This window comes from Neobacillus cucumis (genome assembly GCF_002860255.1).
GTDB classification, from domain to species: Bacteria; Bacillota; Bacilli; order Bacillales; family Cytobacillaceae; genus Neobacillus; species Neobacillus cucumis_A.
On sequence record NZ_PGVE01000072.1, the window covers coordinates 82132 to 108266 of the forward strand.

Genomic DNA, 26135 nt, shown 5'->3' on the forward strand with positions numbered 1-26135 from the left:
CTCTGGAGAGAGCCATGAGCCACCAAAGGAGTTAAACTCTCAGGTAAAAGGACAGAGGAAAGAGTAGAGAAAATCTATCTTTCCCCTGTCTTTTTTTTATTTGGGAAAGATAGCACAAACGGAAAAAAGGAGGATTTGCTATGAAATCTAGAAAGGAATGAGTCGCTTTGTGGTCACTTTAGATTCTGCTGGTCCTATCAAAATTGAATTGTAAGCGCTTTTTTCTAAAGCCGAATGAACCGGTACTACTATTTTAAACTTTTATTAGGATAGTAATATGCAATCAAATCAAATCGATTTAATTTTTTTTAAAAGGCTCTTCAAAACGACATTGTTGTTTTTTATACTCTGTTGATTGGAGCGGAAGGCGCTCGACTCCTGCGGGATTACGGGGCCGAGGAGGCTCCCCGGCACGCCCGCGGGTTTGCTGAGCGCCTGGAGCGGAATTCAACAGACCAATTTAATAGAGCTTATTAAAAAATAGATTTAAATCGACAAAAAATTGTAAACATCCTAGAAAAGTAGAGGGGGAAATCGAATGCAGGAACAAAAATTGGAAAGAGGCCTTAAAAACAGGCACGTACAACTAATCGCTATTGGTGGAGCCATCGGAACGGGATTATTTCTTGGTGCAGGAAAATCGATTCACTTAGCAGGACCATCGATTTTATTTGCTTATATGATTACGGGGGCCATTTGCTTTTTAATCATGCGCGCACTTGGCGAACTTCTCCTAACCAATATAAACTATCATTCTTTTGTTGACTTCGTAAGAGACTATCTAGGTAATATGGCAGCCTTTATCACTGGCTGGACGTACTGGTTCTGCTGGATTTCCATTGCTATGGCAGACTTAACAGCCGTTGGTCTCTATACCCAATATTGGTTTCCTAGTGTGCCTCAATGGATGCCAGGATTAATTGCCCTGGTTATTTTATTAATTATGAACCTTACGACCGTTAAACTTTTTGGTGAAATGGAATTTTGGTTTGCCTTAATTAAAGTCATCGCGATTATAGCCCTGATTTTTGTTGGTATTTTCATGATTCTTAAAGGCTTCTCTACGAATTCAGGACCTTCTGGTTTCACGAATTTATGGAAACATGGGGGCATGTTCCCGAATGGAATGAATGGATTTATACTTTCCTTCCAGATGGTTGTGTTTGCCTTTGTAGGAATTGAACTTGTGGGACTTACAGCAGGTGAAACCAAGGATCCGGAAAAAGTGATTCCAAAGGCAATCAATAATATCCCCATTCGAGTATTTCTTTTCTACCTTGGTGCACTAGTAGTCATTATGAGTATTTATCCTTGGAACGCCATCAATCCAGCGAAAAGCCCATTTGTCCAAGTCTTCGTAGCCGTTGGAATCGCAGCTGCAGCCGGTATTGTCAATTTTGTCGTCCTTACATCCGCGGCTTCCGCATGTAACAGCGCCGTCTTTAGTACAAGCCGGATGGTATATTCATTAGCCAAAGATAAGAATGCTCCTGAATCATTTGTAAAACTTACTTCACGAAAAGTACCTTCAAATGCCTTGTTTTTTTCAACTGTGGTGATTCTTATTGCTGTTATTTTGAACTATGTTATGCCAGAAGGAGTATTTACACTCATTACAAGTATATCTACAGTATGTTTCATCTTTATTTGGGGAATTACTGTCATCAGCCATTTAAAATATCGTAAAACAAGACCGGATCTGGCAAAAGTTAATCAGTTTAAATTGCCGCTTTATCCATTTTCCAATTACCTGATCCTTGCTTTCCTAGCTTTCGTTCTTGTCGTGCTTGCTCTTGCGGAAGATACTAGGATTGCCTTATTTGTCACTCCGGTCTGGTTTATTTTGCTCATTGGTATTTATAAGATAAGGAGTATGAATACAAACCAGGTTGATCAAGTGAACCAGGAAACTATACCAGAAAATTAATCAGCAGCTACAAGGACAGACTTATTTTCCAATGATGTTATCGTTTTCAAAAAAAAATAAAAAACGCTTGACTTGAATTACTTTAACAACTATTCTGAAAATAACAAAAAAATAGAGCGGATGACAGTTGTGGGAGAGAGCACGTTTAAAACGCCACCGAAGGAGCAAGTTCCAAAAAAACCCTTGGAATAAATCTCTCAGGTAGATGGAACTACAACTGGACGCAACTCTGGAGAGCGCGTATCAAGATATGCCACCAAAGGGGAAGGTTCGAAACGGAACTAAACTCTCAGGTAAAAGGACAGAGAAGGGAAAAAGAAGCTTTAAGCTACCCTTCTGCTGTCCTTTTTTGCGTGCAAAAAAAGCCTTGTTTCGCTAAAAAACTTGGAATGCAAAAGCAGATCAGTCCCATTTTGACACACCGAAGGGTAGCTTGAGCCACATTTCGAGGAGGAGTAGGAATGGGATTACAACAAAATGATTCAACCATTTTTGAAGCCATAAGGAGAGAGCAGTATCGCCAGCTTCAAACATTGGAGTTGATTGCCTCTGAAAACTTCGTAAGCCAAGATGTGTTAGAAGCAATGGGAAGTGTGATGACGAATAAATATGCGGAAGGCTATCCAGGGAAGCGCTACTATGGAGGATGTGAAGTGGTCGATGTGGCAGAACAAACAGCGATTGATCGCTTGACACAGCTGTTTGGCGCTAAATATGCAAATGTCCAGCCGCACTCAGGGGCACAAGCAAATTTTGCCGTATTTTTCGCACTGCTTCAGCCTGGTGATAAAGTGATGGGGATGAACCTCGCGCAAGGTGGGCACTTAACCCACGGAAGCCCTGTAAGTGTATCAGGAAAATGGTTTGAAATTGTGTCCTATGGTGTAAGAGAGGATACTCAATTGATTGACTATGATGAACTCGAGACAATCGCGAAAAAGGAAAAACCGAAATTGATTATTGCAGGGGCAAGTGCTTACCCTAGAAAGATCGATTTCGGGCGTTTTAGACAAATTGCCGATCAAGTTGGCGCAAAATTGATGGTAGATATGGCGCATATTGCAGGGCTTGTTGCAGCTGGAGTTCATCCATCGCCGGTTCCATATGCCGATGTCGTAACAAGCACGACGCATAAAACGTTAAGAGGCCCGCGCAGCGGAATTATTTTAACAAATGATGAAGAGATCATAAAAGCGATTAATAAATCAGTGTTCCCTGGGATACAAGGCGGCCCGCACATGCACATCATTGCAGCAAAGGCGGTTGCTTTCAAAGAAGCATTACAGCCAAGCTTTAAGGAATATGCGAAACAAGTGATTGAAAATGCAGCCACACTTGGCGAGACATTGAAAAAGGAAGGGGCAGCCCTTGTTTCTGGTGGAACGGATAACCATATTGTTCTTTTAGATTTACGTCCGTGGAACCTAACTGGAAAAGAAGCTGAAAAATTATTAGAAGAAGCGGGCATTACCGTAAATAAAAATACAATTCCTTTTGACCCGGAAAAGCCGTTTGTGACGAGCGGGATCCGGATGGGAACAGCGGCTTTAACGACACGGGGCATGAAGCAGGACGAAATGGTACAAATCGGGAAAGTCATTGCAGCTGTTCTGAAGAGTAAAGGGGACAAAGTCGTACTTGAGAAGGCAAAGGAAACAACGAAAACGATTTGTAGCGCTTTTCCGTTATTTGAACAGGCAGTTACTGTGTAAGAAAGGGGCATGGGGATGGAATTTCAAAGTTGTTTTGACATTATCGGCCCAATCATGGTAGGACCGTCGAGTTCTCATACAGCGGGTGTCGTGTCGATCGGAAAATTTATTTACGAATTGCTGGGAGATCGTCCGCAGGAAGCAAAGATTGTCTTTTATGATTCTTTTGCTGAAACGTATCAAGGCCATGGAACAGATAAAGCCCTTCTTGGCGGACTACTGGGGATGGAGACGGATGATCCAAGAATAAAAAATTCATTGGAGTGGGCTAAAAAGGATGGGTTGCGATACAGGTTCGAATTTGCAGAAGACTGTAAGTATTATGACCATCCAAATATAACCATCGTCACAGCAAAATGGGAGGAACATGTGGTGAAAGTGGGCGGCGTGTCACTCGGTGGCGGCTTATCCAAGATCTTTATGATTGACGAAGAAATGGTCGATATCCGTTTGAGTGCAGGCGATGATTTTACAGCTCTTGCTCGTCATTATCAACCTAAAAGGAAACGACTTATGGGGGCAAAATGATGGAAATTCAAACAATGAGAGAGCTGATCGATGCTTGTGAAAGAGAACAAAAAAACATTGGTGAAATGATGTTGATGATGGAAGTAAAAAGATCAGGAAAAGATCAAGCAACCATTATTAGCATGATGGAAGAGCGGTTGATCAAAATGAAAGAAGCTGTCGCCAGCGGTATAAATGATGCTTCAGCCGCCCCAAGCGGTCTTTCCGGCGGTGATGCCGTGAAGATGTATGATTACATGAATCAAGATAAGGCTCTGTCAGGGAAATATATCAGTAATGCAATGGCTTATTCCTTAGCAACCTCAGAGAACAATGCCCGAATGGGTGTCATTGTAGCAACGCCAACTGCTGGAGCAGCCGGCATTTTGCCTGGGGTATTGTTTTCCCTTCATAAAAATGATGGAACACCTTTTAAAGATTTAGTCATGGGGTTGTTTACGGCAAGCATGCTTGGCTATGTCATTGCGAACCGTTCCTTTATTTCGGGAGCAGCCGGAGGGTGCCAGGCTGAGGTAGGTTCAGCAACGGCTATGGCCGCAGGAACGATTGTTGAGCTAAAAGGGGGTACACCACAGCAAGCGGTAAATGCCACTGCCATTGCGATGAAGTCACTGTTGGGTTTGGTTTGTGACCCAGTAGCAGGACTTGTAGAAGTACCTTGCATAAAGCGGAATGTGATCGGAACCTCCATCGCATTTTCAGCAGCTGACATGTCCCTTGCCGGGATTGAAAGCCGAATCCCTTGTGATGAGGTCATTGAAGCCATGTATAGGATCGGAAAAGATATGCCTCGGACACTCCGCGAAACCGCACTTGGCGGCCTAGCAACGACGGAAACAGGAAAACAAATAAAAGAACGACTATTTTGCAGGAAATCATAGGGGGGAGCAAGATGAGTACGGAAACAGCATTAAAACAAACGCCACTTTTCGAAGCGTACGGAAAATATGGTGCCAAGGTGATTGATTTTGGCGGTTGGGCACTTCCAGTCCAGTTTTCGAGCATTTTAGATGAGCATGAGGCGGTCCGAACAAAAGCAGGACTCTTTGATGTCTCTCATATGGGTGAAGTGCTTGTTGAGGGGAGAGAGGCAGAGAGCTACATCAACTCTATTGTCACCAACGATGTGACTAAGCTTAGCATCAATCAAGCACAATATACGGCCATGTGCTATCCAGACGGCGGCACAGTCGATGATCTATTAGTCTACAAATTAGATCATGAAAAATATTTACTCGTCATTAATGCCGCAAACATTGAGAAAGATTTTAACTGGATGCAGCAGCATGTAAAAGGAGAAATGACGCTCCAAAATATTTCGAATGAAACCGCCCAGCTGGCCATTCAAGGTCCAAAAGCGGAAGGAATCTTGCAAAAGTTAACGGGAATCGATCTATCAAAAATAGAATCATTCAAATTTGTTCAACATGTGGTTCTTGACAGTGTAACCGATGTCCTCGTATCCCGTACCGGTTATACAGGCGAAGATGGTTTTGAGCTCTATTTAGCTGCGGAGCAAGCGGAAGCACTTTGGGAAAAACTTTTAGAAACAGGCAGGGAAGAAGGCCTAAAGCCATGTGGACTTGGAGCACGTGATACGCTCCGCTTAGAAGCACGTCTAGCACTCTATGGTCAAGAATTGTTAAGTGATATTAGTCCGCTTGAAGCAGGAATCGGCTTCGCCGTAAAACTGAAAAAAGAAAGTGACTTTATCGGAAAAGCTGCCCTATTAGCCCAAAAGGAAGCAGGATTAAAACGAAAATTAGTAGGTATTGAAGTCACAGGGCGGGGCATTCCGCGTCATGGTTATAAAGTATTTTCTGAAGCTGGAGAGGAAATTGGTGTGGTGACATCGGGCACCCAATCACCTTCATTAAAGAAAAGCATTGGTCTGGCCCTAATTTCTGCGAAACAGGCTGAGGTAGGGACAAAGTTAAAAGTGGAAATCCGCAATAAAATGATTGACGCCATAGTTGTGAAAACACCTTTTTATAAAAAAGGTTAATAGGGTAATAGGGTCTCTCAGGATGATCAAACTCAAATTAATAGCTGAAAGGAAGAAAAACAATGACAAACGCAACAGCAAATTTACTTTATAGCAAGGAACATGAGTGGGTTTTACAATTAGACGGAAATCGAGTGCGAATTGGCATTTCTGATTATGCCCAAAAACAGTTAGGAGATATCGTATTTGTAGAAAGTCCGCAAGTGGATGATGAGGTAACAGCAGATGAATCCATGGGAACCATTGAATCGGTTAAAGCTGTTTCTGAAATTTATGCTCCAGTTTCAGGTACAGTTGTTCGGATTAATGAGGAGTTGGAAGATGCTCCAGAAACGATTAATGCCTATCCATTCAGCAAAGGCTGGTTAGTAGAAGTAGAAATGTCAAGTCCAGAAGAATTAGAATCTCTTTTAAAAGAAGATGAGTATCAAGCATTTATCAATGAAGGAGAGGAATAGAATGACAACTACTTACAGATATCTCCCTGATACGAAACAAGATCAAGAGGAAATGCTCGCTTTTTTAAATATATCTTCTATCGATGAATTGTTTGTAGATATTCCAGCTGAGATTCAATTGCAAGGCGAGCTAAATATACCAAAGGCGGACCCTGAAGTACTTTTACTGAAAAAAATGAATCGTCTTGCTTCCTTAAATAAAAATGCGAATCAATACCCAACCTTTCTAGGGGCAGGAACTTATGATCACTACATACCAAGTGTGGTCAACCACATGATTTCACGTTCTGAATTTTATACAGCCTATACACCCTACCAGCCGGAAATCAGCCAAGGTGAATTACAGGCGATTTTTGAATTTCAAACAATGGTATGTGAGCTGACAGGGATGGATGTTGCCAATTCTTCCATGTACGATGGGTTTACATCACTTGCAGAAGCGGCATCACTCGCGGTTGCATCTACAAGACGTTCAAAAGTGCTTGTATCAAAGGCCGTACATCCTGAATCACGCGCCATCTTAAATACGGTGGCAAGTGGTCAAGGGTATGCAGTGGAAGAGGTGAATCTCGCAGCTGATGTTACTGACCTAGAAAAATTACAGGAACAAATGGATAAGGGGACAGCCGCTGTGATCGTTCAATATCCTAATTTCTTCGGTTCGATTGAAGATCTGGCAGAAGTGAAGAAAATGGCCGCAGCGAACGGTGCACTTTTCATCGTAAGTGCCAATCCGCTGGCGCTGGCGCTTCTTGAGGCTCCCGGTAAGCTAGGAGCGGACATTGTGATTGGGGATATGCAGCCATTAGGAATTCCGATGTCCTTCGGCGGCCCGCACTGTGGTTATTTTGCCGTAAGTAAGAAATGGATGCGTAAAATCCCTGGACGGATTGTCGGGCAGACGACAGATGAGAAAGGACAGCGTGGCTTTGTCTTAACCCTTCAAGCACGCGAACAACATATTCGCCGTGATAAAGCATCATCCAATATTTGCTCCAATCAGGCATTAAATGCACTTGCTTCTGCTGTTTGTATGAGTGCACTTGGGAAGCAGGGCATTCGCGAAATGGCCCAGCTAAATATTGAAAAAGCTGATTACATGGCAAAACGCCTGCAACAGAAAGGCTTTATCGTGACCAACCAAGCACCTGTTTTCAATGAATTTGTGGTGCAGCTTCCTCTCCCTGTCAAAGAGGTCAACGCAAAACTGCTGGAGGCGGGAATCATCGGAGGGTTGAACTTAGACAGTGATTATGGTTTTGAAAATCAAATGCTGATCGCGGTGACCGAGCAGAGGACGAAAGAAGAAATAGACCAATTTATCGAGGTATTGGAGGCGGTTGTAAATGGTGGAATATAATGATCTGATCTTTGAAATTAGTCGTCAAGGACGAGTTGCTTCAAGCCTTCCGGAAAGTGATGTTCCTAAAGTGGAGTTAAAGGATAAATTTCCGAAGCATATGATTCGTGATATTCCGGCAGAACTCCCAGAAGTATCAGAGCTGCAGCTTGTCCGCCATTATACAGCACTTTCGAATAAAAACCATGGGATCGATAACGGTTTCTATCCGCTTGGTTCTTGTACAATGAAGTACAACCCGAAAATTAATGAAGATGTAGCCCGTTTGGAAGGGTTTAGCCGTATTCATCCATACCAGCCAACTGAAACCGTACAGGGCGCATTAGAAGTTTTATATGAATTACAGGAAGAACTAGCTGTTATTACAGGAATGGATGCAGTGACCCTGCAGCCTTCAGCAGGAGCACAAGGTGAATGGACAGGGTTAATGATGGTCAAAGCCTACCATAAACAAAAAGGGGAAGTGAGAACAAAAGTTCTTGTTCCGGACTCCGCACATGGAACAAACCCTGCAAGTGCATCGGTTGCCGGTTATGAAACCATAACGATTCCATCCAATGAGCATGGGTTAGTCGACCTGGAGGAATTAAAGAAACATGTGGATCATAACACTGCAGCCCTAATGCTTACCAATCCGAATACGCTCGGACTGTTTGAAAAGGAAATTGTTGAAATTGCTCATGTTGTCCATGAAGCAGGCGGTTTATTGTACTATGACGGTGCGAATGCCAATGCCATTTTAGGAAAAACAACTCCCGGAAAAATGGGCTTTGACATCGTGCATTTAAATCTTCATAAAACATTTACGACACCTCATGGCGGCGGCGGCCCGGGTGCTGGTCCAGTCGGTGTGAAAGAAAAGCTGATTCCATTTTTACCAGTTCCACGAGTGGTCAAAGAAAAGAATCAATATCAGTTAGACTATAACCAGCCCCTCTCAATCGGCCGGGTGAAAGGGTATTATGGGAATTTTGGAATTCTATTGCGTGCGTACACCTATATCCGCACCATGGGACCTGAGGGGTTACGTCAAGTATCGGAAGGGGCCGTTCTCCATGCGAACTATCTTCGCAAAAAGCTTGAGCCATATTTTGAGGCACCGTATTCACAAATTTGCAAGCACGAATTTGTGTTATCTGGATCCAGACAGAAAAAGCTTGGCGTAAGAACACTTGACATGGCCAAACGTCTGCTTGATTTTGGTTATCATCCGCCGACCATCTATTTCCCGCTCAATGTGGAGGAGTGTTTGATGATCGAACCGACGGAAACAGAGTCAAAGGAGACCATGGATGCCTTTGCTGATGTGATGATTCAAATTGCCAAAGAGGTCGAGGAAAACCCAGGGATCGTATTAGAGGCACCACATACAACGGTGATTGGCCGCTTGGATGAAGTGCAGGCAGCCCGACAGCCGATTTTGCGTTATATAAAAGAGGAATCAGCAGTGAAAGAAAAAGAAACAGTAAACGCATAAAATGAAACCTCCATCTGTGCAGCGGATACGCTGTACAGATGGTTTTCAAGTTAAAAGGACGATCCGTTCATAGGAGTGAATTAGATGGCCACCGAGTATGTACGTAAACCAGAATGGCTTAAGATTAAATTAAATACGAACGAACAGTATACAGGTTTAAAAACGATGATGCGTGAAAAAAAGCTTCACACCGTCTGTGAAGAAGCAAAATGCCCGAACATTCATGAATGCTGGGCATCACGAAAAACAGCAACCTTTATGATTTTAGGAAGTATATGTACACGCGCCTGCAGATTCTGTGCGGTTCAAACGGGGCTGCCGACAGAGCTTGATTGGGAAGAGCCGGAGCGCGTCGCTGAATCTGTGGAACAGATGGGGTTAAAGCATGTCGTGATTACGGCTGTGGCCCGCGATGATTTAAAGGATGGAGGAGCCGGAGTTTTTGCAGAAACAGTCAGAGCCGTCAGACGTCGGAATCCATTTTGCAGTATTGAAGTTCTTCCTTCCGATATGAATGGTGAATATGACAACTTAAAAACATTAATGGATGCGAAGCCAGACATTTTAAATCACAATATTGAGACGGTAAAACGTTTATCAGCCAAAGTTCGTGCACGGGCTACCTACGAACGTTCCCTTGAGTTTTTGCGTCGCGCAAAGGAACTAAATGCTGCGATTCCAACAAAATCAAGCATAATGATTGGTCTTGGTGAAACAAAAGAAGAAATTATTGAAACAATGGATGACCTGCGTGGGAACCATGTTGATATTATGACGATCGGCCAATATTTACAACCTACCAAACATCATTTAAAAGTTCAAAAATATTGGAGTCCGCGAGAGTTTGAGGAACTAAAAGCAATAGCGATGTCAAAAGGATTTAGTCACTGCGAAGCCGGCCCGCTTGTTCGCTCCTCGTATCATGCCGATGAACAGGTCCATGCAGCAAAGGCAAATGCGTAATTAAGGAAATGAGGCGTTAGGAGAGGTGAGGTCCGATGATATTAAAAATGTCAGAAGCAGCCATAAACAAGCTAAAAGAATTAGCTGGGAAGGAAGAGGGAATTCCTCGGATTGATGCGGAAGTAGCTGGCGGATGCGGGATGACAGTTAAGTTTTCGATTCTTTTTGATGAGCCGCGTCGAAACGATATATACATAGAGATAGAAGGGCTGCAGCTCCGATTGGATCGCTTTACAAAGCGTTATTTAGATGAAGAAACCGTCATTGATTATCAAGACGACCATGGTTTTTTAGTCGGAGACAGCTATGTCTCAAGTGCATGTGCAATCGAAATAGATTAATAGGAACCTGGTTCATGTTAGTGTCCTAGGAGTATCACCTGTTTTATCACTATAAATCAAAGTTTTCCTGTAGGTAATATAGGTATTATGAAAGGGAGAAATGAAAATGACAAAAGAATATGACATTGTGATTATCGGCGGGGGACCGGGAGGCTACGTTGCTGCGATCCGCGCATCACAATTAGGCTTAAAAGTGGCGGTAGTTGAAAAAGGGAAAATTGGTGGAACATGCCTTCATGCCGGATGTATTCCAACCAAGGCCTTATTAAGAAGTGCAGAATTATATGCACAAACAAAAAATGCCAATCGATATGGTGTCATTGCCCCAGAAGTTGGACTTGATTTTACAAGGGTACAAGCTCGGAAAGAAGAAATTCAGGACCGACTCTATAAAGGAATCCAACACTTAATGCAAAAAGGAAAAATCGATATTTATGAGGGGAAAGGAAGCATCTTGGAGACGAAGGATGTGTTAGTTCAATTAAACAAGCAGGAAGGGGAAATCATTGTAAGTCCGCGGAATATTTTAATTGCAACAGGTTCCCGCCCAAGAACATTTCATGGCTTGGAGGCGGATGAAAAGTATGTCATGACATCAGATGAAGCCTTAGAAATGGAAACGCTACCAAAATCAATGATCATCGTTGGCGGCGGTGTAATCGGAATCGAATGGGCATCCATGCTAGTAGACTTTGACATCCAGGTTACAGTGATTGAATATGCTGATCGTATTTTACCAACTGAGGATAAAGATGTTTCAAAGGAAATTCAGCGCTTATTAAAGAAAAAAGGCGTGAAAATCGTCACAGGGGCAAAGGTGCTCCCAGAAACGCTTGAAAAAGGCGATGGTGTTTCGATCAAGGCGGAGCATAAAGGGAAAGAAGTATCATTTTCTGCAGACAAACTTTTAGTTTCTGTAGGCAGGCTTCCAAATATAGAAGGGATTGGGCTTGATAAAACAGCCATTGAAATGAACGGGATTTTTATTAAAACAAATGAATTCTATCAAACAATTGAACCAAACATATACGCAATTGGCGATGTTATTGGGGGATTGCAGCTGGCCCATGTCGCCTCACATGAGGGAATCATAGCTATAGAACATATGGCAGGAGAAAATCCTAAAGTGCTTGATCCAACGCAAGTTCCAAAATGTGTATACTGCTCTCCAGAAGTAGCAAGTGTGGGACTCACAGAAGAGGAAGCGAAGGAGAAAGGATTTCAAGTGAAAACCGGTAAATTCTCATTCCGGGCAATCGGAAAGGCACTCGTTTTTGGTGAATCAGACGGATTTGTCAAACTTGTTGTGGAAGAAGGAACGAATAAAATGTTAGGAGCCCATATGGTGGGACCCCATGTAACGGATATGATTACAGAGTTTGGATTAGCCCAAGTCTTGAATGCAACTTCAATGGATATTGCTCATATGATCCATCCACACCCAACATTAGCCGAAGCGATTGGAGAAGCAGCACTAGCTGTAGATGGAAAAGCAATTCATGCCTAAGACGAAAACTTTAAGAATGATCGTGTTACTTTTCACATAAATCATAGGCCTAAGGATGGTGGGAGCCATGTTGACAAAAGAAAAACGGAACCGTGTGAAACTATTAATTTCTTGTCCGGAAAAGCCAGGTATTATCTCAAAAGTTACGAATTTTTTATTAGAACACAAAGTGAATATTGTCCATTTTGACCAACATACCACAGATCCAAACTCAGGTGTATTTTTTATGCGGATCGAGTTTGAAATGGAAGAAGTGGATGCTTCATTTGAAAAACTAGAACAGGATTTACATATAATGGGACGGGACAATACGTTGGATTGGCAGCTGAGCAGTAATGAAAAAAGAAAGCGAATGGCCATCTTTGTTTCCAAAGCAGACCATTGTCTCAATGAGCTGCTTTGGCGCTGGAAATCCAAGGAAATACCGGTGGATATTCCTTTGGTCATCAGTAATCATCCCGATTTAAAAGAAGTCGTTGACGGGTATGGGATCCCTTTTTATCATATCCCCATGTCTCATGAAACGAAAGAGAAGTCCGAACAGAAAGCATTAGAACTCTTGGATGGAAATGTAGATTTTATTGTTCTGGCAAGGTATATGCAAATTCTTTCTCCCTATTTTATATCCCATTTTCCTAATCAAATTATTAACATCCATCACTCGTTTTTACCGGCATTTGTTGGGGCGAATCCTTATGTACGAGCGTTTAATCGCGGTGTAAAGTTGATCGGGGCAACTGCCCACTACGTAACAAATGATCTGGATGAAGGACCCATTATTGAACAAGATGTCCAACGGATTAATCATCGCTATACAGTGGAAGATTTAAAGACAGCCGGACGTCATGTGGAAAAAAGGGTTCTCGCCGAAGCGGTTTCCTGGCATGTGGAAGATAAAGTTCTTGTCCATGGTAATAAAACGATTGTTTTTACATGAGTTTAAACGGTAGATGATAGGAGATGAGGGTATTGGCAGGAAATGAACATATACTAAGCATTATTCATTTCATCTTAGCAATTCTTTGGATATGGATTTTTATACAAAGTAAACGAAAGAATACGGTAAACTACATGCATATCGTGCTCCTGCTTTTTGCCGTTGGGATTTTAATTAATTCCCTATATAACGTGATTCATAATTAGTCATTCATTATTTATGTCCTCTATGGATTTATCAATATCGTGCAGACCCCGGGTTTTAGTGAAAACAACCCGGGTTTTTGCTATGCGTAAAAAAATTCTGACAAAACCTTGACGAGTACAAAAGACATAGTTTAATCTTAATATCCCATGCTTTCCAAATGGCATAGAGAGGTGAGGTGTGAAAAGGATGAGTGCCAAAGATCAAGTATCTGTCCGCGACCATAAAGATTACCAAGCAGAAGTGGAGCGCTTAGAGTTTACAAAGGAGTACATACGAACCGTTTTAGACATTTCGAAGGAGAATAAAGAACTAGTCGTTGAAAATATGAAACAATCGTTTGCCGAGCTGAATTCGAAGGATAGTAGTACGAGCTACACGGATCTTCTTGCAAACGCAAATTATCTGGAATTGGCTGAAACTGAACTGAAAAGGTTAGAAAGCGTGATAGGTAAACCCTATTTTTCCAGGATCGACTTTACGAGTAATAATACGAAAAGCCAAGAAGTGTTATACATTGGCAAAGTTTCCTTGTTTGATCGTGTCTCGCAGCAGCCGATTATCGTGGATTGGCGTTCACCCATTGCCAATGTCTACTATGACGGCCGGCTGGGAGAGGTGTCATATGAAGCCTACGGGGAGACACAAACCGGTTACTTATCATTAAAAAGGCAGTATGAAATCATCGATGGGCTATTAAAAGAAATCAGAGACATCGATTTAACCACCCACGATGAACTATTGCAGAAATCTTTATCGGGGAAAGCAGACAATCGCTTAACAGAAATCGTTGCGACCATTCAAAATGAACAAAATGAAGTGATCCGAGCATCTCTAACACACCCAATCATCGTCCAAGGGGCTGCCGGAAGCGGGAAAACAACCATTGCACTCCATAGAATATCCTACTTTCTCTATTCCTTTGGGTATAGATTCCCTCCAGAAAAATTAATGATTCTCGCACCCAACCGACTGTTTATTGATTATATTTCGGCCGTCTTACCGGAATTAGGTGTCAACAAAATTAATCAAACCACCTATATTGATTTTATGAGAAGCTGCTTAGGTTCAAAAATAAAACTATTTTCACCTAATTCCAAGCTCATTAAGCTCCTGAACGAGAAACAAACCAATCAATCGATTCAATGGGTTTCCAGCTTTAAGGGTTCACTCGAATTTAAGGAAGTAATTCATCGATTTATCAATGAATTGGAAGAGAGCCTTGCCCCACAAAAGGATTTTGTCGTTGAAAAATCCGTTTTAATGAAAGGACTAAAACTTAAAAAACTATTTTTAAAAGAATATACCTACTTACCAATCTACAAGAGACTTGGAAAAATAAAAAATTTATTAGAAGATGATCTAAAAAAGAAGAAATCGATTATGTTATCGAATCTTAATAAGAAATATGAAGAAGCAATGGAGAAGGCCCTTTTTAACACCAAGCTGAAACCAGAAAAAAGAAAGCAAAAAGTGATTTCCTTGATGGAGATGAAAGAACAAAGGCAAAACAGGGTCGAGCAGGAGGCAAAGGCCGCTGTAAGGAAATATATGGCTCCCTTTGGTATGAAGGATATTTTTACCCTTTATAAAGAATTAATGTCATCTCCTGATTTGCTCAAAAAGCATTCTACTACGCTTACGGATCAAGAATGCAGGGTTCTAAGTAAGTATTGCCGGAGAATTTTTGAGCGTGGGGCTTACGAACTGGAAGATTTAGCCCCAATCTTTTTTATGAAGGCAAAGCTCGAAGGCATCGAAGATAAATATAAAATGCGCAGTATTTTTATCGATGAAGCACAGGATTATAGCTATTTTCAATTTGCCGCCTTAAAGGAAGGCTTTGAAACCGACTTGTTTACGATCGTAGGAGATTTAGCGCAAGGGATTCATTCCTATCGCGGCTTGAATAGCTGGACACCGGTAGTGAAAGAAATCTTCCCTAATGCAAATTACCAAGCGCTGCAAAAAAGCTACCGAACAACCGTAGAAATCATGAATTTGGCCAATGACATCCTCCTGTTGATTGACCAAGACCTGCCAAAGGTCGAACCTGTGATTCGGCATGGACAAAAACCACGTTTTACGACGATTGACCCTATGAATCTGGAAGAGGTCAGGCTTCAGCTGGAAGAGGATATTGCTTCTTTTAAAAAGGAAGAACTTCACTCCATTGCAATAATAGGACGGACCGAGAAGGAGTGTCAAAGAATCCATCAGCTTTTTGAAAATAGTGATCTTCCGATACAGTTATTAGAAGAAAAAGAAGAAATGAAGAAGGGGCATATCGTGATTGTACCTTCTTATTTATCTAAAGGGCTGGAGTTTGATTGCGTTTTGATAGTATGCTTGGAAGAACCATTTTCTCAAGTAGACCTAGACATCAAATTGTTGTATGTATCGATGACAAGGCCGATGCACCGATTGTATTTATATGGAGAAAATCCGACGAACTTTTTATTAAATAAGGCAGATTTGATTCATTTCGATATGTAATAGAAGATGATTGACTAATGGCATCGCAATTTTGCGATGCTTTTTGCTTGGTTGAAAAAAGGTGGCTTGGCTATTTTAATGATGCTTTGAATAATTAAAAAATCTCATGGACGCCTGAATACAAAAAATAAGAAACAGCAGGGTAGTTAATAGAGCTTAGTGAAGACTGTAAATCAAAAAAGGAAGTAGAGTACATACCATGTACCCAAACATGTTAATGCAAGTTTTGATTAAAGGTTACGCTTACAAAATAAAAGGCGAATAAAATAGAATAAATATAAAATAACGTTCGTGTTTTAATCAAAAATGTTGCTTGAATCATATGAAAATATGGGGTAATATTATCAAAAGACAAACGATAAGGGGTTGTATTAGATGTTTGGTATCCAGACCAAAAAAGTAATGTTACTCGGTTCAGGTGAGCTTGGAAAAGAGACGATCATCGAGGCTCAGCGTTTAGGACTTGAGACCATAGCTGTAGACCGATATAAAAACGCTCCGGCAATGCAGGTAGCCCATCGTTCCTATGTGGTGGACATGCTAAATGGAGAAGAACTTCTTAGTGTAATAGAACAAGAGAAGCCGGATTTGGTCGTTCCTGAAATTGAGGCGATCGCTACAGAAACCTTAATCGACCTTGAAAAAGAAGGATTCCGCATTGTACCAACGGCTAAAGCCGTGAACTTGACCATGGATAGGGAAGGAATTCGACGCTTGGCAAGTGAAGGGCTCGGTCTGCCTACAGCGAAATATGCTTTTGCGAACACCTTAGAGGAATTAAGGGTTGCTGTAAACGAAATCGGGACTCCATGCGTGATTAAACCCATCATGAGTTCATCTGGAAAAGGGCAAACCGTTTGCCGCTCAATCGAGGATATAGAATGGTCTTGGAACGAGGCTATCTCAGGAGGAAGGGCAAAAAAAACTCGAGTGATTGTGGAGGAATTTATCCATTTTGAATCGGAAATTACCCTGCTAACCGTCCGTTCCATTTCAGGAACCACCTACTGTGCTCCAATCGGACATGTCCAAAAAGATGGTGACTATATTGAATCCTGGCAGCCGCATGTCATGTCAACCGAACAAATCATTGAAGCGCAAGATATCGCCAAAAAAATCACCGATGCTCTTGGAGGGTATGGACTTTTTGGAGTTGAATTATTTCTCTCTTCACAAGGTGTTTATTTTAGTGAAGTGTCACCACGGCCTCATGATACCGGGATGGTTACAATGGTAACGCAGGACCTATCCGAATTTGCTTTACATATTAGAGCGATTTTAGGCTGCCCGATTCCAACTGTTCAGCTATTGAAACCTGGTGCAAGTCATACAATTAAAGCAACGAAAGAAAGCAATACCTACCAAATAGCAGGAATCCCTGAAAGCTTATCTATCCCCGATACACAGGTTAGGGTTTTTGGAAAACCGGCTACAAAAGTGGGACGCCGGATGGCAGTCGTGTTAAGCAGCGGAGAATCAGTCGAAGAGGCAAGGAAGCGTGCCGCTTTAGCGGCCAGCAAGATGATGGTTACTCACGAATAAGTGCGATTTACGACGCCGAAGAAATACAACTTGAAAAAGGAGACTTAAAGGATGCAAACAAAAAATCGTATTCCTGGGACCACACTAGTTTAAACGTGTGGTCCCTTTAATTTTTCTAGGTAGACATCTTTATAAACATCTTTATAAAATAAGTATCACCATCGAAAATGATGCGGTACATGCATTCTATTTTAATCTTCTTTGATTAATCTCTTTCTCTTTAGAAATAATGATAACAATATAGAAAAATTGTTGGGTGGTTACAAAATGCATCTTTTACAAGCGGGGTTATTTTTACTTGCAACTATAAGATGGGGAGATTGGAAAAATTGGAGGAGATATTACCCTACCATCCTATTTTTTATCGGTGGGGACCTTTTGAAGAACACCTTATTTCATGACCATCGAATGTGGGAATATCAAGAAACTGTCCTTGGAGAGAAGATATTATTTGGACATTTAGTCATCAATTTCCTTGTCATGTTCGTCATTTACCCCTCTACGATTTTGATTTATCTAGGAAAATTTCCTATGGAAAAAGGTAAGCAGATCTTATGGATCCTTTTTTGGGTTCTCATTTACTTAACTATGGAGTACATTAATCTTCACTATAAAGGAATTAAGCACTACTACGGATGGAATATGTGGTGGTCAATGATTTTTGATCTTGTTATGTTTGTGATTCTGTGGATCCATCATACGAAACCACTGTTAGCTTGGGCATTTTCAATTATGTGGCTCAGTATTTTATGGAATATTTTTGATTTATCCCATAACTTGTTGAAATAAGGGGAGCTTATGACTATATCCATCATTTCATCCATCACTTTATTAATTCTCATATCTTATTGTGTTACACCAAAAAAATTGCATATTTTTGAAATTATTTTTATATGGCTTGTCGTCTGGCTGCTCATGCACCCGTTATCTTGGATCATCTACGTGAATTTAACCTGGTTAAAAGTATCGACGAATTTAGGGGATTTTTGGGCATATGCCTTTGATCGATTAATACTTTTACCCCTTTTGATCGTGCTCTTTTTTGAGGCTTTGTTAAGAACTAATCGAAAAGTAGCCATTTATACCGTTCTTTTCGTGGAAATATTAATTTTAATGCTGGATGAATATGTTTTGCTTAAACTGGGGGTTCTTCATGAGGTAAACTGGAATATTGTCTTTTCTTTTATTGAAAAGTCCTTTATTCTACTCATTTCTTATTTTTTATGGATGCATTTCAGGAAAAAATTTATGTAAGAGGAGTTTTGGTACCCATGTTTTTATACTTACCGAAACACTTTGATCAAAATGAATGGTTTATTATTATTGTTCTGGTTGTGAGTATTTTTTTGGTGAGGCTGCCTAAAAGAATGCCTGCTGAAGTTTCTTACTTAATTGTCCTATTAAGTTTGGCCATTCCAAACATTATTGACCATAGCATTGCTGCCATATCGCCTTATGATGTTTATCGAATTAATGATTCGGAGAGGTATGAGGTGTTTGATATTCTTTTAAGCGGGGTCTATGTTCCGTTTGGGTATCTCTGTGTGTATTTCTATGAATGGTTACGACCGAAGAGAATGAAGATGGTCCTTTATATTTTAATTTGGTCCCTCATTGCGATTTGTTTTGAATTTGTCATTGTAAGATTGCATATCTTTACCTATCACGGTTGGAAATTGGTTTATTCTTTCCCCACCTATTTGCTAGTTATTTCTTTATTCCTATCCTATTATGAGTTTCTTCTTTTCCACCATAAGAAAAAGGTAGAATTCAAACTTCAGCATAAAAACACATAATTATCATTTGAAGAGTTTTCTATAGAAAAGTAATAGAGAAGAGGTAAAATAAAATGGGAATGATAACGAATTTCTTTCCATTTGAATTTTGGTCTCTAGTAAGTAGGGAGGTTTAAGTATGTCAAAAATAAAGCAAAAAATTGTTCCGCATTTATGGTATGACAAGGAGGCAAAGGAAGCAGCCGAGTTTTACGCTTCCATATTTCCAGACTCAAAAATTACAAATGTAAAAACAATTCACAACACGCCCTCAGGCGACAGCGATATCGTCTCTTTTGAGCTATGGGGGCAGAAGTTTATGGCAATCAGCGCAGGACCTTATTTCAAGATCAATCCGTCGATATCTTTCATCGTTAATTTTGACCCATCGCGAGAAAAAGATGCGAGCGAAAAAATAAATGAGGTATGGAACAAATTGTCCGAGGGCGGCACAGCGTTAATGCCGCTGGATCAGTATCCGTTCAGTAAAAGGTATGGCTGGATTCAGGATAAATATGGTTTGTCTTGGCAGTTAATCCTTACCAATCCCGAAGGTGAAGAGCGGCCGGCCATCGTGCCATCATTTATGTTTGTCGGTGATAAATGCGGTAAGGCAGAAGAAGCGATTAATTTTTATTTATCAATATTTAAGAACGCAAAGCAGGGACTTATCGCCCGCTTTCCCAAAGGCATGGAACCTGACAAAGAAGGAACAATCATGTTCTCGGATTTCATGTTTGAAAATCAGTGGTTTTCCGGAATGGATAGCGCGCATGAGCATCAATTCGGTTTTAATGAGGCCATCTCCTTTATGGTGTCCTGTGACACACAAGAAGAGATTGATTACTACTGGGAAAACCTTACGGCAGTTCCTGAAGCCGAGCAATGTGGCTGGCTGAAAGATAAGTTTGGTCTATCCTGGCAGATTGTGCCAACTGAGATGGACGAGATGATGAGCAAGGGCACACCTGAGCAGCTTGCACGTGTAACGAAAGCATTTATGAATATGAAGAAATTTGATCTTGTGGAATTACAGAAAGCATACAAGGGATCATAACTGGTTCACTGGTTTATGAAACGTCGACAAGTTATATAATAGAAAAAAACAGCCTAGACTAGTTAGCTAGGCTGTCTTAAGGACTATTTTATTTACCAATAAAATCCTGTACCCAATAATTTCCTTGAGCGACATAGCCAACGCCTATATAGTTGAAGTTCGGGCTGAGAATGTTTTTGCGGTGCCCCTCACTATTCATCCATGCATTGACCACTTCCTGCGGCGTTTGCTGTCCCATGGCGATATTTTCACCAGCATAGCTATAGGTGATGCCAAATTTTTTCATCATATCAAAAGGTGATCCGTAAGTCGGACTTGTGTGGCTAAAATAGTTGTTTGCCGACATATCACGGGCTTTTTCGTGTGCCATTTTACTCAGTGTTGTATCTGCTTTAAGGGCTGGCAGGCCATTTTTAGCTCGTTCTTGATTCGTTAAATCAACCACTTTTTGTTCAAAAGCACTTAATGTGCTGCTTGTTTGTGTGGTATTGGTTGTACCAGCGGTTGACTGCTGTACTGGCTTTGTGTTTACGGATTGCTCAGGCTGAGTAACAGCTTTTGTTGGCTCCTGGGTTGGTTGAGCAGGCTGTGTTTGGTTAACGTTAGATTGAGAATTCGATTCCATTTTACTTAAATATGCTTCTACCATTCTGTTAATCTCATCGGAATTTACATTGGTTCCTTGGGTCGTATAGGTTTTCTGCTGTACAGGCGCAGTAGATGAATGAGCTTGGTTTAGTGTTGGATTTGCTCCGAATAAGGCACCCGAAGCGGCTAAAGTAAGAATGGTTTTACTTAATAACATGTAAGATCCTCCTGTCTTAAATATGACTAGCGAACACATGCTTATCCTAACATATAATTTTTGTCATATTTCTGGGATGATTTTACAGTCAAAGCAACACAGGAGATTCCTATTATATAAAACTACGTTAGAAACCTTATCTGTTGCTACTTTCGTTTCTTTTTCATTAGATTAATAGGTAAACCTACTATTTTGAAAAAATGGGAAAATTTCCAGTTAAATTAGGGGTTGACAAAGTTTAGAAAACCAGAGTTTTTTTACATATATTTCAGAAGGGTATCAAAGCTTACAGAGGAGTAAACAAGTACCAGAAATATTTGAGGTCAATTGGGATTTCGGTGCATGTGGTCAAATAAGAGGCCGGGCAAAAAGAAGAAGCTGAAGTATATTTTTTTCAGCTTCTTTTTTGCTTTCTTATCGATATATATTGATTGGATTATTTTAGAGGCTGTTTGTTGCTTCTCTAACCGCGGTAAACACTGTCACATGTTCCAGCTTTTGGTTCATAATAACAATGATTTTTAAATTGGCCGGATTGTGGTTGACCGTACCATGTGGGAGGGCATGGAGCATGTGGATTAAAATACCAAAGGGCATATTTCCCTGGGTGTTGTCTCCAATAATCCAAATTCTGTTTGGCTAATCTTCTTTCTGATGTTCTCGCTCTCTGATAAAAAACATTTCCTTTTTGAACAGCTTCAAAGGAAAAATTTCCACCTTGTACTTGAAAAATTACTGAGTTAATGCTTCTTAATCCTTTAAAGTCTAAACAATTTGCTACAAGTCGATTAACAATGACATTTCCAACATATAACATTCCAAGCTTTCCTTCACCTTCGGCTTCTGCTCGCATCATCCTTGCCATTAAACTTACGTCTGAAGTTCGGTAATTTGCTCGTGGCATGATTTCACCTCCAAAATAATTGTATGAAAAAAAGCCAACATTGATGTTGACGTATTTCAAATAAAATTACTTTTCATTTACTTCTTAAGAGTACATGAAAGTGAACAGGTGTCCTTCATTACTGGGATTAAGACAAATGAAACTGAAGTTCGGCCACTTTTATTAGTCGGAACCACGGGGGGGAAGATCTCCTTTAGGGGTTGAGACCCACTTTTATCAGTCAGAACAAAGGCGAATAAGTTCTTACATAGGAAAAGACTAGACTTATTTAAAATTATTGATCACAAAACCCTTATTTTTTCTTATTCACAACCTGTCCTATTTATCATCTAACCAATATATCAAGGATGATGAATCATAAATAGGGAGGTATTGTTTTGGTGAAAAAAATAACAGGAGTAACACTAGTAACAGCCACAACGCTTATAGCTCTAAATCCTTCGCCTAGTAAGCAAGAAGAACTAACACCAAGGGTCAATCTTCAGCAGGATTTACATAGCACCTCACTTACAGACGAATCCTTACAAATCCCTGTCACATTAGTGGATACCATTGATGGAGATACCATAAAAGTAAGAGTACAGCGGAAAATCGAAACGGTGCGCTATTTACTAATGGATACCCCGGAATCAAAAAAGCCGAAGATGTGTGTCCAGCCCTATGCAAAGGAAGCTTTTTTTAGAAATGAAGAACTGGTGATGAGCGGCTCGTTAACAATAGAATATGAGAAGGGGAACATTAGGGATTCCTATGGCCGGCTATTAGCCTATGTATATGTCGATGGCCAATCGGTTCAAGAAACACTGTTAAGAGAAGGATTCGCACGAGTGGCATATATCATGAACCCACCCTATAAATATCTTTCTTTATATCGGGAGGATGAGCGTCTTGCCCAAAGGGGCCAATTAAACATCTGGAGCAAACCGAATTTTGTAAGAGAATGGGGATTTAATGGGTGTGCGCCTTCATAAATGATTTAATAACAAAATGGCGGCCTTTCACATTAAATACGGTCACCCATAAACTAAATATGGGTGATGAATGTGTTTTTACGAAATCAAATGGACATAACTTCTTACCATCAAAAATATTTTAGACCATCATGCTTACCTGCATTAAATTTGAGATTTGACACATGGGAGTCCTTCACACCTTATTATGATAAAACCCATGAACAAATCCAATTATCTCCAGAATTGACAACCACCCCTGAAGACACCCTTCTCCACTATTTTAGCATTTTACGTGAAGCAGTCTTTATTGGTGATCGAGGCTGCGGTTCAATCGGTCAGGGAAGTTTACCATTTCCACTTGCCTATAATTTTTTGTCTAAAGAATATCAAAAAAAACTAAGCTATGAGGATTATCTTCAGTTATTTACTGGAATACGCCATACAAGTTTAATCAAGCTTTGTAGAGTCCCAGACGAAAAAAGAGGAATCAAGTTTTTTTATGAAGTGGAAACGATTGAAGGGTCAGAGAGCAAAAAGGCGGAGTATTTTGGCTATTCTTACGGATTCATTATGCTTGCTCAAGAAAATGAAGGTTATCGAATATCAGATTTAAGCAGGATGGAAGAAGACTTTCTTTGTGCACCTTACCATGGATGGAGTCATGATGCGGAAGCAGTGGTAGAGGTGAAATATGGAAATTGGTGCAAATTAATTCACAAAAAAAATCCAACAATAGCCTATTCATATGTTAAAAAAATTTGTTTTCGCGGAAATGACGGGGTTGATTATTGTATGATATTTTTTACATTAACCAATGGAACGGACGTCGAAATTGCCCAATTCCGCAAAGCGCGGAATGAAATATGGAAACAGTTTACCATGCACCCTGAAGAAGAATGTTTAACAGAAAATAGAGAAATCCTATAACAGGGAGGAACAAGTAAAATCAATATTACTAATCCCATCCTATACGCTAGTAAAGTAATTTTGAACCTAATTAAAGGGGATTCCAAAAATAACTTTTGGAATCCCTAGTATTTTTTTAACTATTTTTTTAATCGGAATGGTACAGTTGAAACAATCACATTTTTTTGATAAATGAGGTAGAGTCGTAATAATAAGCTTGATTGATTATGCAAGAAATCGTGCCATCTTTTTTTTGTAATAAATTGAGGAATCAATACTGTAAGTGTGTACTTTTGTTCATTTGCCTTTTCCTCCACGATTTCGATAAATCGTGCAATCGGTCGTAATAAACTTCTGTAGGAGGTATACAAAGTCACAAGACGAATATCTGGCTGCCATTCCTTCCATTGATCCTCCATTTGTTTTTCACTCTCACGGTCAAAAGCCACATAAACAGCAATGACGGAGTCACCAATTAACTTCGCATAGTTTAATGAGTTTTCTACAACCTTAGAAATCCCAGCAACCGGGACAATGACAATGTTACCCTCTAACGGAAGAGCCCCATCACCCGTTGTAATCCTCAGTTGTTCACCAACGGCATCATAATGCCTTTTAATTCGATGGCAAATAAAGACGATCAGCGGTAAGAAGATGAGAATATACCAGACTTGAGAAAATTTTGTGACAAAGAAAATAATTACAACCGTTAAAGTAATCAGTGCGCCAATTAGATTAATGGTCATTTTCGGCAGCCAACCAGAAGGTTTCTCTCTAATCCATTTCACAATCATACCTGTTTGCGACAGTGTGAAAGGGATAAACACACCTACTGCGTAAAGAGGAATCAGTTGTTCGGTTGCCCCTCTAAAGATGATAATCAATAAAATGGATGCCACACTTAGAGTAAGAATTCCATTTGAATAGCCAAGTCGATCGCCGCGGTTTAGGAACATTCGCGGTATATACTTGTCTGTGGCAAAGTTAACCGCTAACATCGGAAAAGCAGAGAATCCTGTGTTCGCAGCAAGTACCAAAATCAGAGCTGTTGTTCCCTGGATAAAATAATAAAGAAAGTTTCTCCCAAAAATATGAGAGGCCATTTGGGAAACAACCGTTTCCTCTGCTTTAGGAGAAATTCCAAGCCAATAAGCTAGAAACATCGTTCCCGAAAATAGAACCGCTAAAATGAATCCCATGATCATTAAAGTATGGACTGCATTTTTAGCTTCAGGTTCCTTGAAATTCGGAACAGCATTTGAAACAGCTTCCACTCCTGTTAGAGCCGAGCAGCCTGATGAAAAGGCGCGCAATAGAAAAAATAGACTTATACCGGGAACAGCTGTTCCTATTGGTGTATGTAGATGGAAAGGAATCTGTCCGCTAACCATTTGCCATAGACCCACTCCAATCAGAAGAAGTAAAGCCAAGACAAATAAGTAAACCGGATAGGCAAGGACATTAGCTGATTCCGTAATCCCTCTGAGATTCAAAATCGTAATCACAATAACTAAAAAGGAAGCGATTACGACATTATAGGGATGTAAGAGAGGAAAAGCGGATGTAATCGCATCGGTTCCGGCTGAAACACTTACGGCTACTGTTAAGATATAATCGACTAATAACGAACCGCCTGCTACAAGTCCTGCATTTTTCCCCAAGTTACTCTTCGAAACAACATAAGCACCCCCGCCATGAGGATAAGCGTAGATAATTTGACGATAGGATAAAATTAGTGCAGCTAAAAGGATGAGGACACCTACACCAATCGGTATGGAATACCAGAGAGCAATTAGACCTAAGGTGGATAACACAATGATAACTTGCTCCGGACCGTATGCCACGGAAGATAGAGCATCTGATGACAGTATGGCAAGTGCTTTTAATTTTCCTAATCGTTGTTCGCCTAATTCACTTGTTTTTAGCGGTTTCCCAATTAAGGCCCGTTTAAATATTGAATAACGCATAAAGTACCCCCATAATTTAAGCAATGGAACTGCTATCTATTAAGTATAGGATTATCATACCCGCAAAGACTTTTTGAAAATCATTGATCAAAAGCAAACGCAAAAAAGAACACTAAGCTTTTACTTACTGTTCCTAAAATTACGACACAGAGCAAATAAACGCCTCCCTGAACGCTTATGAGGTTGGTATCGGTTCGAACTATAGAGATTCCTTTGAACGAAGGATTCACCCACTTCTGGATGAATAAACGATTTTAGGTTTGATTTTTAATTAATATGAAATTTATTTACCAATATAACCTAGAAAGAAT

The 26135-nt window shown here is 40.5% G+C and carries 24 protein-coding genes and 2 riboswitches; of the genes, 21 read left to right on the forward strand and 3 right to left on the reverse strand.

Annotation, left to right across the window (positions count from 1 at the left end):
- Positions 1–57: riboswitch (glycine riboswitch) on the forward strand.
- 481 nt (positions 58–538) lie between these two features.
- The 19 genes from CVD27_RS19880 (at position 539) to CVD27_RS19965 (ending at position 20289) form a co-directional block, all read left to right on the forward strand.
- The gene (locus CVD27_RS19880) at positions 539–1927 is read left to right on the forward strand and encodes an amino acid permease (RefSeq protein ID WP_101649742.1); all 1389 of its coding nucleotides are present in this window, start codon (positions 539–541) and stop codon (positions 1925–1927) included.
- Between the two features lie 120 nt (positions 1928–2047).
- A riboswitch (glycine riboswitch) is annotated at positions 2048–2151 on the forward strand.
- A gap of 237 nt (positions 2152–2388) precedes the next feature.
- Positions 2389–3639, forward strand: coding sequence for a serine hydroxymethyltransferase (glyA, locus tag CVD27_RS19885; protein WP_101649744.1), 1251 nt, complete (start codon positions 2389–2391; stop codon positions 3637–3639).
- Positions 3640–3654: 15 nt separating this feature from the next.
- Entirely contained in the window at positions 3655–4167 is a 513-nt protein-coding gene (locus CVD27_RS19890; protein ID WP_101649746.1) for a serine dehydratase beta chain, read from the forward strand.
- Positions 4167–5048, forward strand: a complete 882-nt coding sequence (sdaAA, locus tag CVD27_RS19895) for an L-serine ammonia-lyase, iron-sulfur-dependent, subunit alpha (RefSeq protein WP_101649748.1) — start codon at positions 4167–4169, stop codon at positions 5046–5048. Before CVD27_RS19890 ends, sdaAA begins: the two co-directional genes overlap by 1 nt.
- Before the next feature lie 11 nt (positions 5049–5059).
- A complete protein-coding gene (gene gcvT, locus CVD27_RS19900; RefSeq protein ID WP_101649750.1) occupies positions 5060–6172 on the forward strand; it encodes a glycine cleavage system aminomethyltransferase GcvT in 1113 nt (370 codons plus the stop codon).
- A 62-nt stretch (positions 6173–6234) separates the two neighbouring features.
- Positions 6235–6630, forward strand: a complete 396-nt coding sequence (gcvH, locus tag CVD27_RS19905) for a glycine cleavage system protein GcvH (RefSeq protein ID WP_101649752.1) — start codon at positions 6235–6237, stop codon at positions 6628–6630.
- Between the two features lies 1 nt (position 6631).
- Positions 6632–7990, forward strand: a complete 1359-nt coding sequence (gene gcvPA / locus CVD27_RS19910; protein ID WP_101649754.1) for an aminomethyl-transferring glycine dehydrogenase subunit GcvPA — start codon at positions 6632–6634, stop codon at positions 7988–7990.
- On the forward strand, positions 7977–9467 hold the full coding sequence (gcvPB, locus tag CVD27_RS19915; RefSeq protein ID WP_101649756.1) for an aminomethyl-transferring glycine dehydrogenase subunit GcvPB: 1491 nt from the start codon (positions 7977–7979) through the stop codon (positions 9465–9467). Before gcvPA ends, gcvPB begins: the two co-directional genes overlap by 14 nt.
- Positions 9468–9551: 84 nt before the next feature.
- Positions 9552–10430, forward strand: a complete 879-nt coding sequence (gene lipA / locus CVD27_RS19920) for a lipoyl synthase (RefSeq protein WP_101649758.1) — start codon at positions 9552–9554, stop codon at positions 10428–10430.
- Positions 10431–10465: 35 nt separating this feature from the next.
- The gene (locus tag CVD27_RS19925) at positions 10466–10771 is read left to right on the forward strand and encodes an iron-sulfur cluster biosynthesis family protein (RefSeq protein WP_101649760.1); all 306 of its coding nucleotides are present in this window, start codon (positions 10466–10468) and stop codon (positions 10769–10771) included.
- A 106-nt stretch (positions 10772–10877) separates the two neighbouring features.
- The gene (gene lpdA / locus CVD27_RS19930) at positions 10878–12278 is read left to right on the forward strand and encodes a dihydrolipoyl dehydrogenase (RefSeq protein ID WP_101649762.1); all 1401 of its coding nucleotides are present in this window, start codon (positions 10878–10880) and stop codon (positions 12276–12278) included.
- Between the two features lie 67 nt (positions 12279–12345).
- Entirely contained in the window at positions 12346–13215 is an 870-nt protein-coding gene (gene purU / locus CVD27_RS19935; protein WP_101649764.1) for a formyltetrahydrofolate deformylase, read from the forward strand.
- Between the two features lie 32 nt (positions 13216–13247).
- A complete protein-coding gene (locus tag CVD27_RS28295) occupies positions 13248–13421 on the forward strand; it encodes a hypothetical protein (protein WP_180960370.1) in 174 nt (57 codons plus the stop codon).
- A gap of 187 nt (positions 13422–13608) precedes the next feature.
- Positions 13609–15915 (forward strand): RNA polymerase recycling motor HelD, encoded by a 2307-nt coding sequence (helD, locus tag CVD27_RS19940; protein ID WP_101649767.1) that lies wholly within the window; start codon positions 13609–13611, stop codon positions 15913–15915.
- A gap of 375 nt (positions 15916–16290) precedes the next feature.
- Positions 16291–17457, forward strand: a complete 1167-nt coding sequence (gene purT, locus CVD27_RS19945) for a formate-dependent phosphoribosylglycinamide formyltransferase (RefSeq protein ID WP_101649769.1) — start codon at positions 16291–16293, stop codon at positions 17455–17457.
- Positions 17458–17724: 267 nt separating this feature from the next.
- On the forward strand, positions 17725–18246 hold the full coding sequence (locus CVD27_RS19950) for a CBO0543 family protein (protein WP_101649774.1): 522 nt from the start codon (positions 17725–17727) through the stop codon (positions 18244–18246).
- Positions 18247–18255: 9 nt separating this feature from the next.
- Complete coding sequence (locus CVD27_RS19955; protein WP_101649775.1) at positions 18256–18711, forward strand: hypothetical protein; 456 nt, start codon at positions 18256–18258, stop codon at positions 18709–18711.
- A 17-nt stretch (positions 18712–18728) separates the two neighbouring features.
- Positions 18729–19253, forward strand: a complete 525-nt coding sequence (locus CVD27_RS19960; protein WP_101649776.1) for a hypothetical protein — start codon at positions 18729–18731, stop codon at positions 19251–19253.
- 118 nt (positions 19254–19371) lie between these two features.
- Complete coding sequence (locus CVD27_RS19965; protein ID WP_101649777.1) at positions 19372–20289, forward strand: VOC family protein; 918 nt, start codon at positions 19372–19374, stop codon at positions 20287–20289.
- 88 nt (positions 20290–20377) lie between these two features.
- On the opposite strand, the gene CVD27_RS19970 is transcribed toward CVD27_RS19965, so the two are convergent.
- Complete coding sequence (locus CVD27_RS19970) at positions 20378–21094, reverse strand: CAP domain-containing protein (protein ID WP_101649778.1); 717 nt, start codon at positions 21092–21094, stop codon at positions 20378–20380.
- 463 nt (positions 21095–21557) lie between these two features.
- Positions 21558–21998, reverse strand: coding sequence for a cell wall hydrolase (locus CVD27_RS19975; RefSeq protein WP_101649779.1), 441 nt, complete (start codon positions 21996–21998; stop codon positions 21558–21560).
- 380 nt (positions 21999–22378) lie between these two features.
- Here CVD27_RS19975 and CVD27_RS19980 point away from each other — a divergent pair, with 380 nt between their 5' ends.
- Both CVD27_RS19980 and CVD27_RS19985 read left to right on the forward strand, forming a co-directional pair.
- The gene (locus CVD27_RS19980) at positions 22379–22969 is read left to right on the forward strand and encodes a thermonuclease family protein (protein ID WP_101649862.1); all 591 of its coding nucleotides are present in this window, start codon (positions 22379–22381) and stop codon (positions 22967–22969) included.
- Positions 22970–23119: 150 nt separating this feature from the next.
- The gene (locus tag CVD27_RS19985; protein WP_180960371.1) at positions 23120–23878 is read left to right on the forward strand and encodes a hypothetical protein; all 759 of its coding nucleotides are present in this window, start codon (positions 23120–23122) and stop codon (positions 23876–23878) included.
- 119 nt (positions 23879–23997) lie between these two features.
- On the opposite strand, the gene CVD27_RS19990 is transcribed toward CVD27_RS19985, so the two are convergent.
- A complete protein-coding gene (locus tag CVD27_RS19990; protein WP_101649781.1) occupies positions 23998–25824 on the reverse strand; it encodes an APC family permease in 1827 nt (608 codons plus the stop codon).
- Positions 25825–26135: the final 311 nt, after the last annotated feature.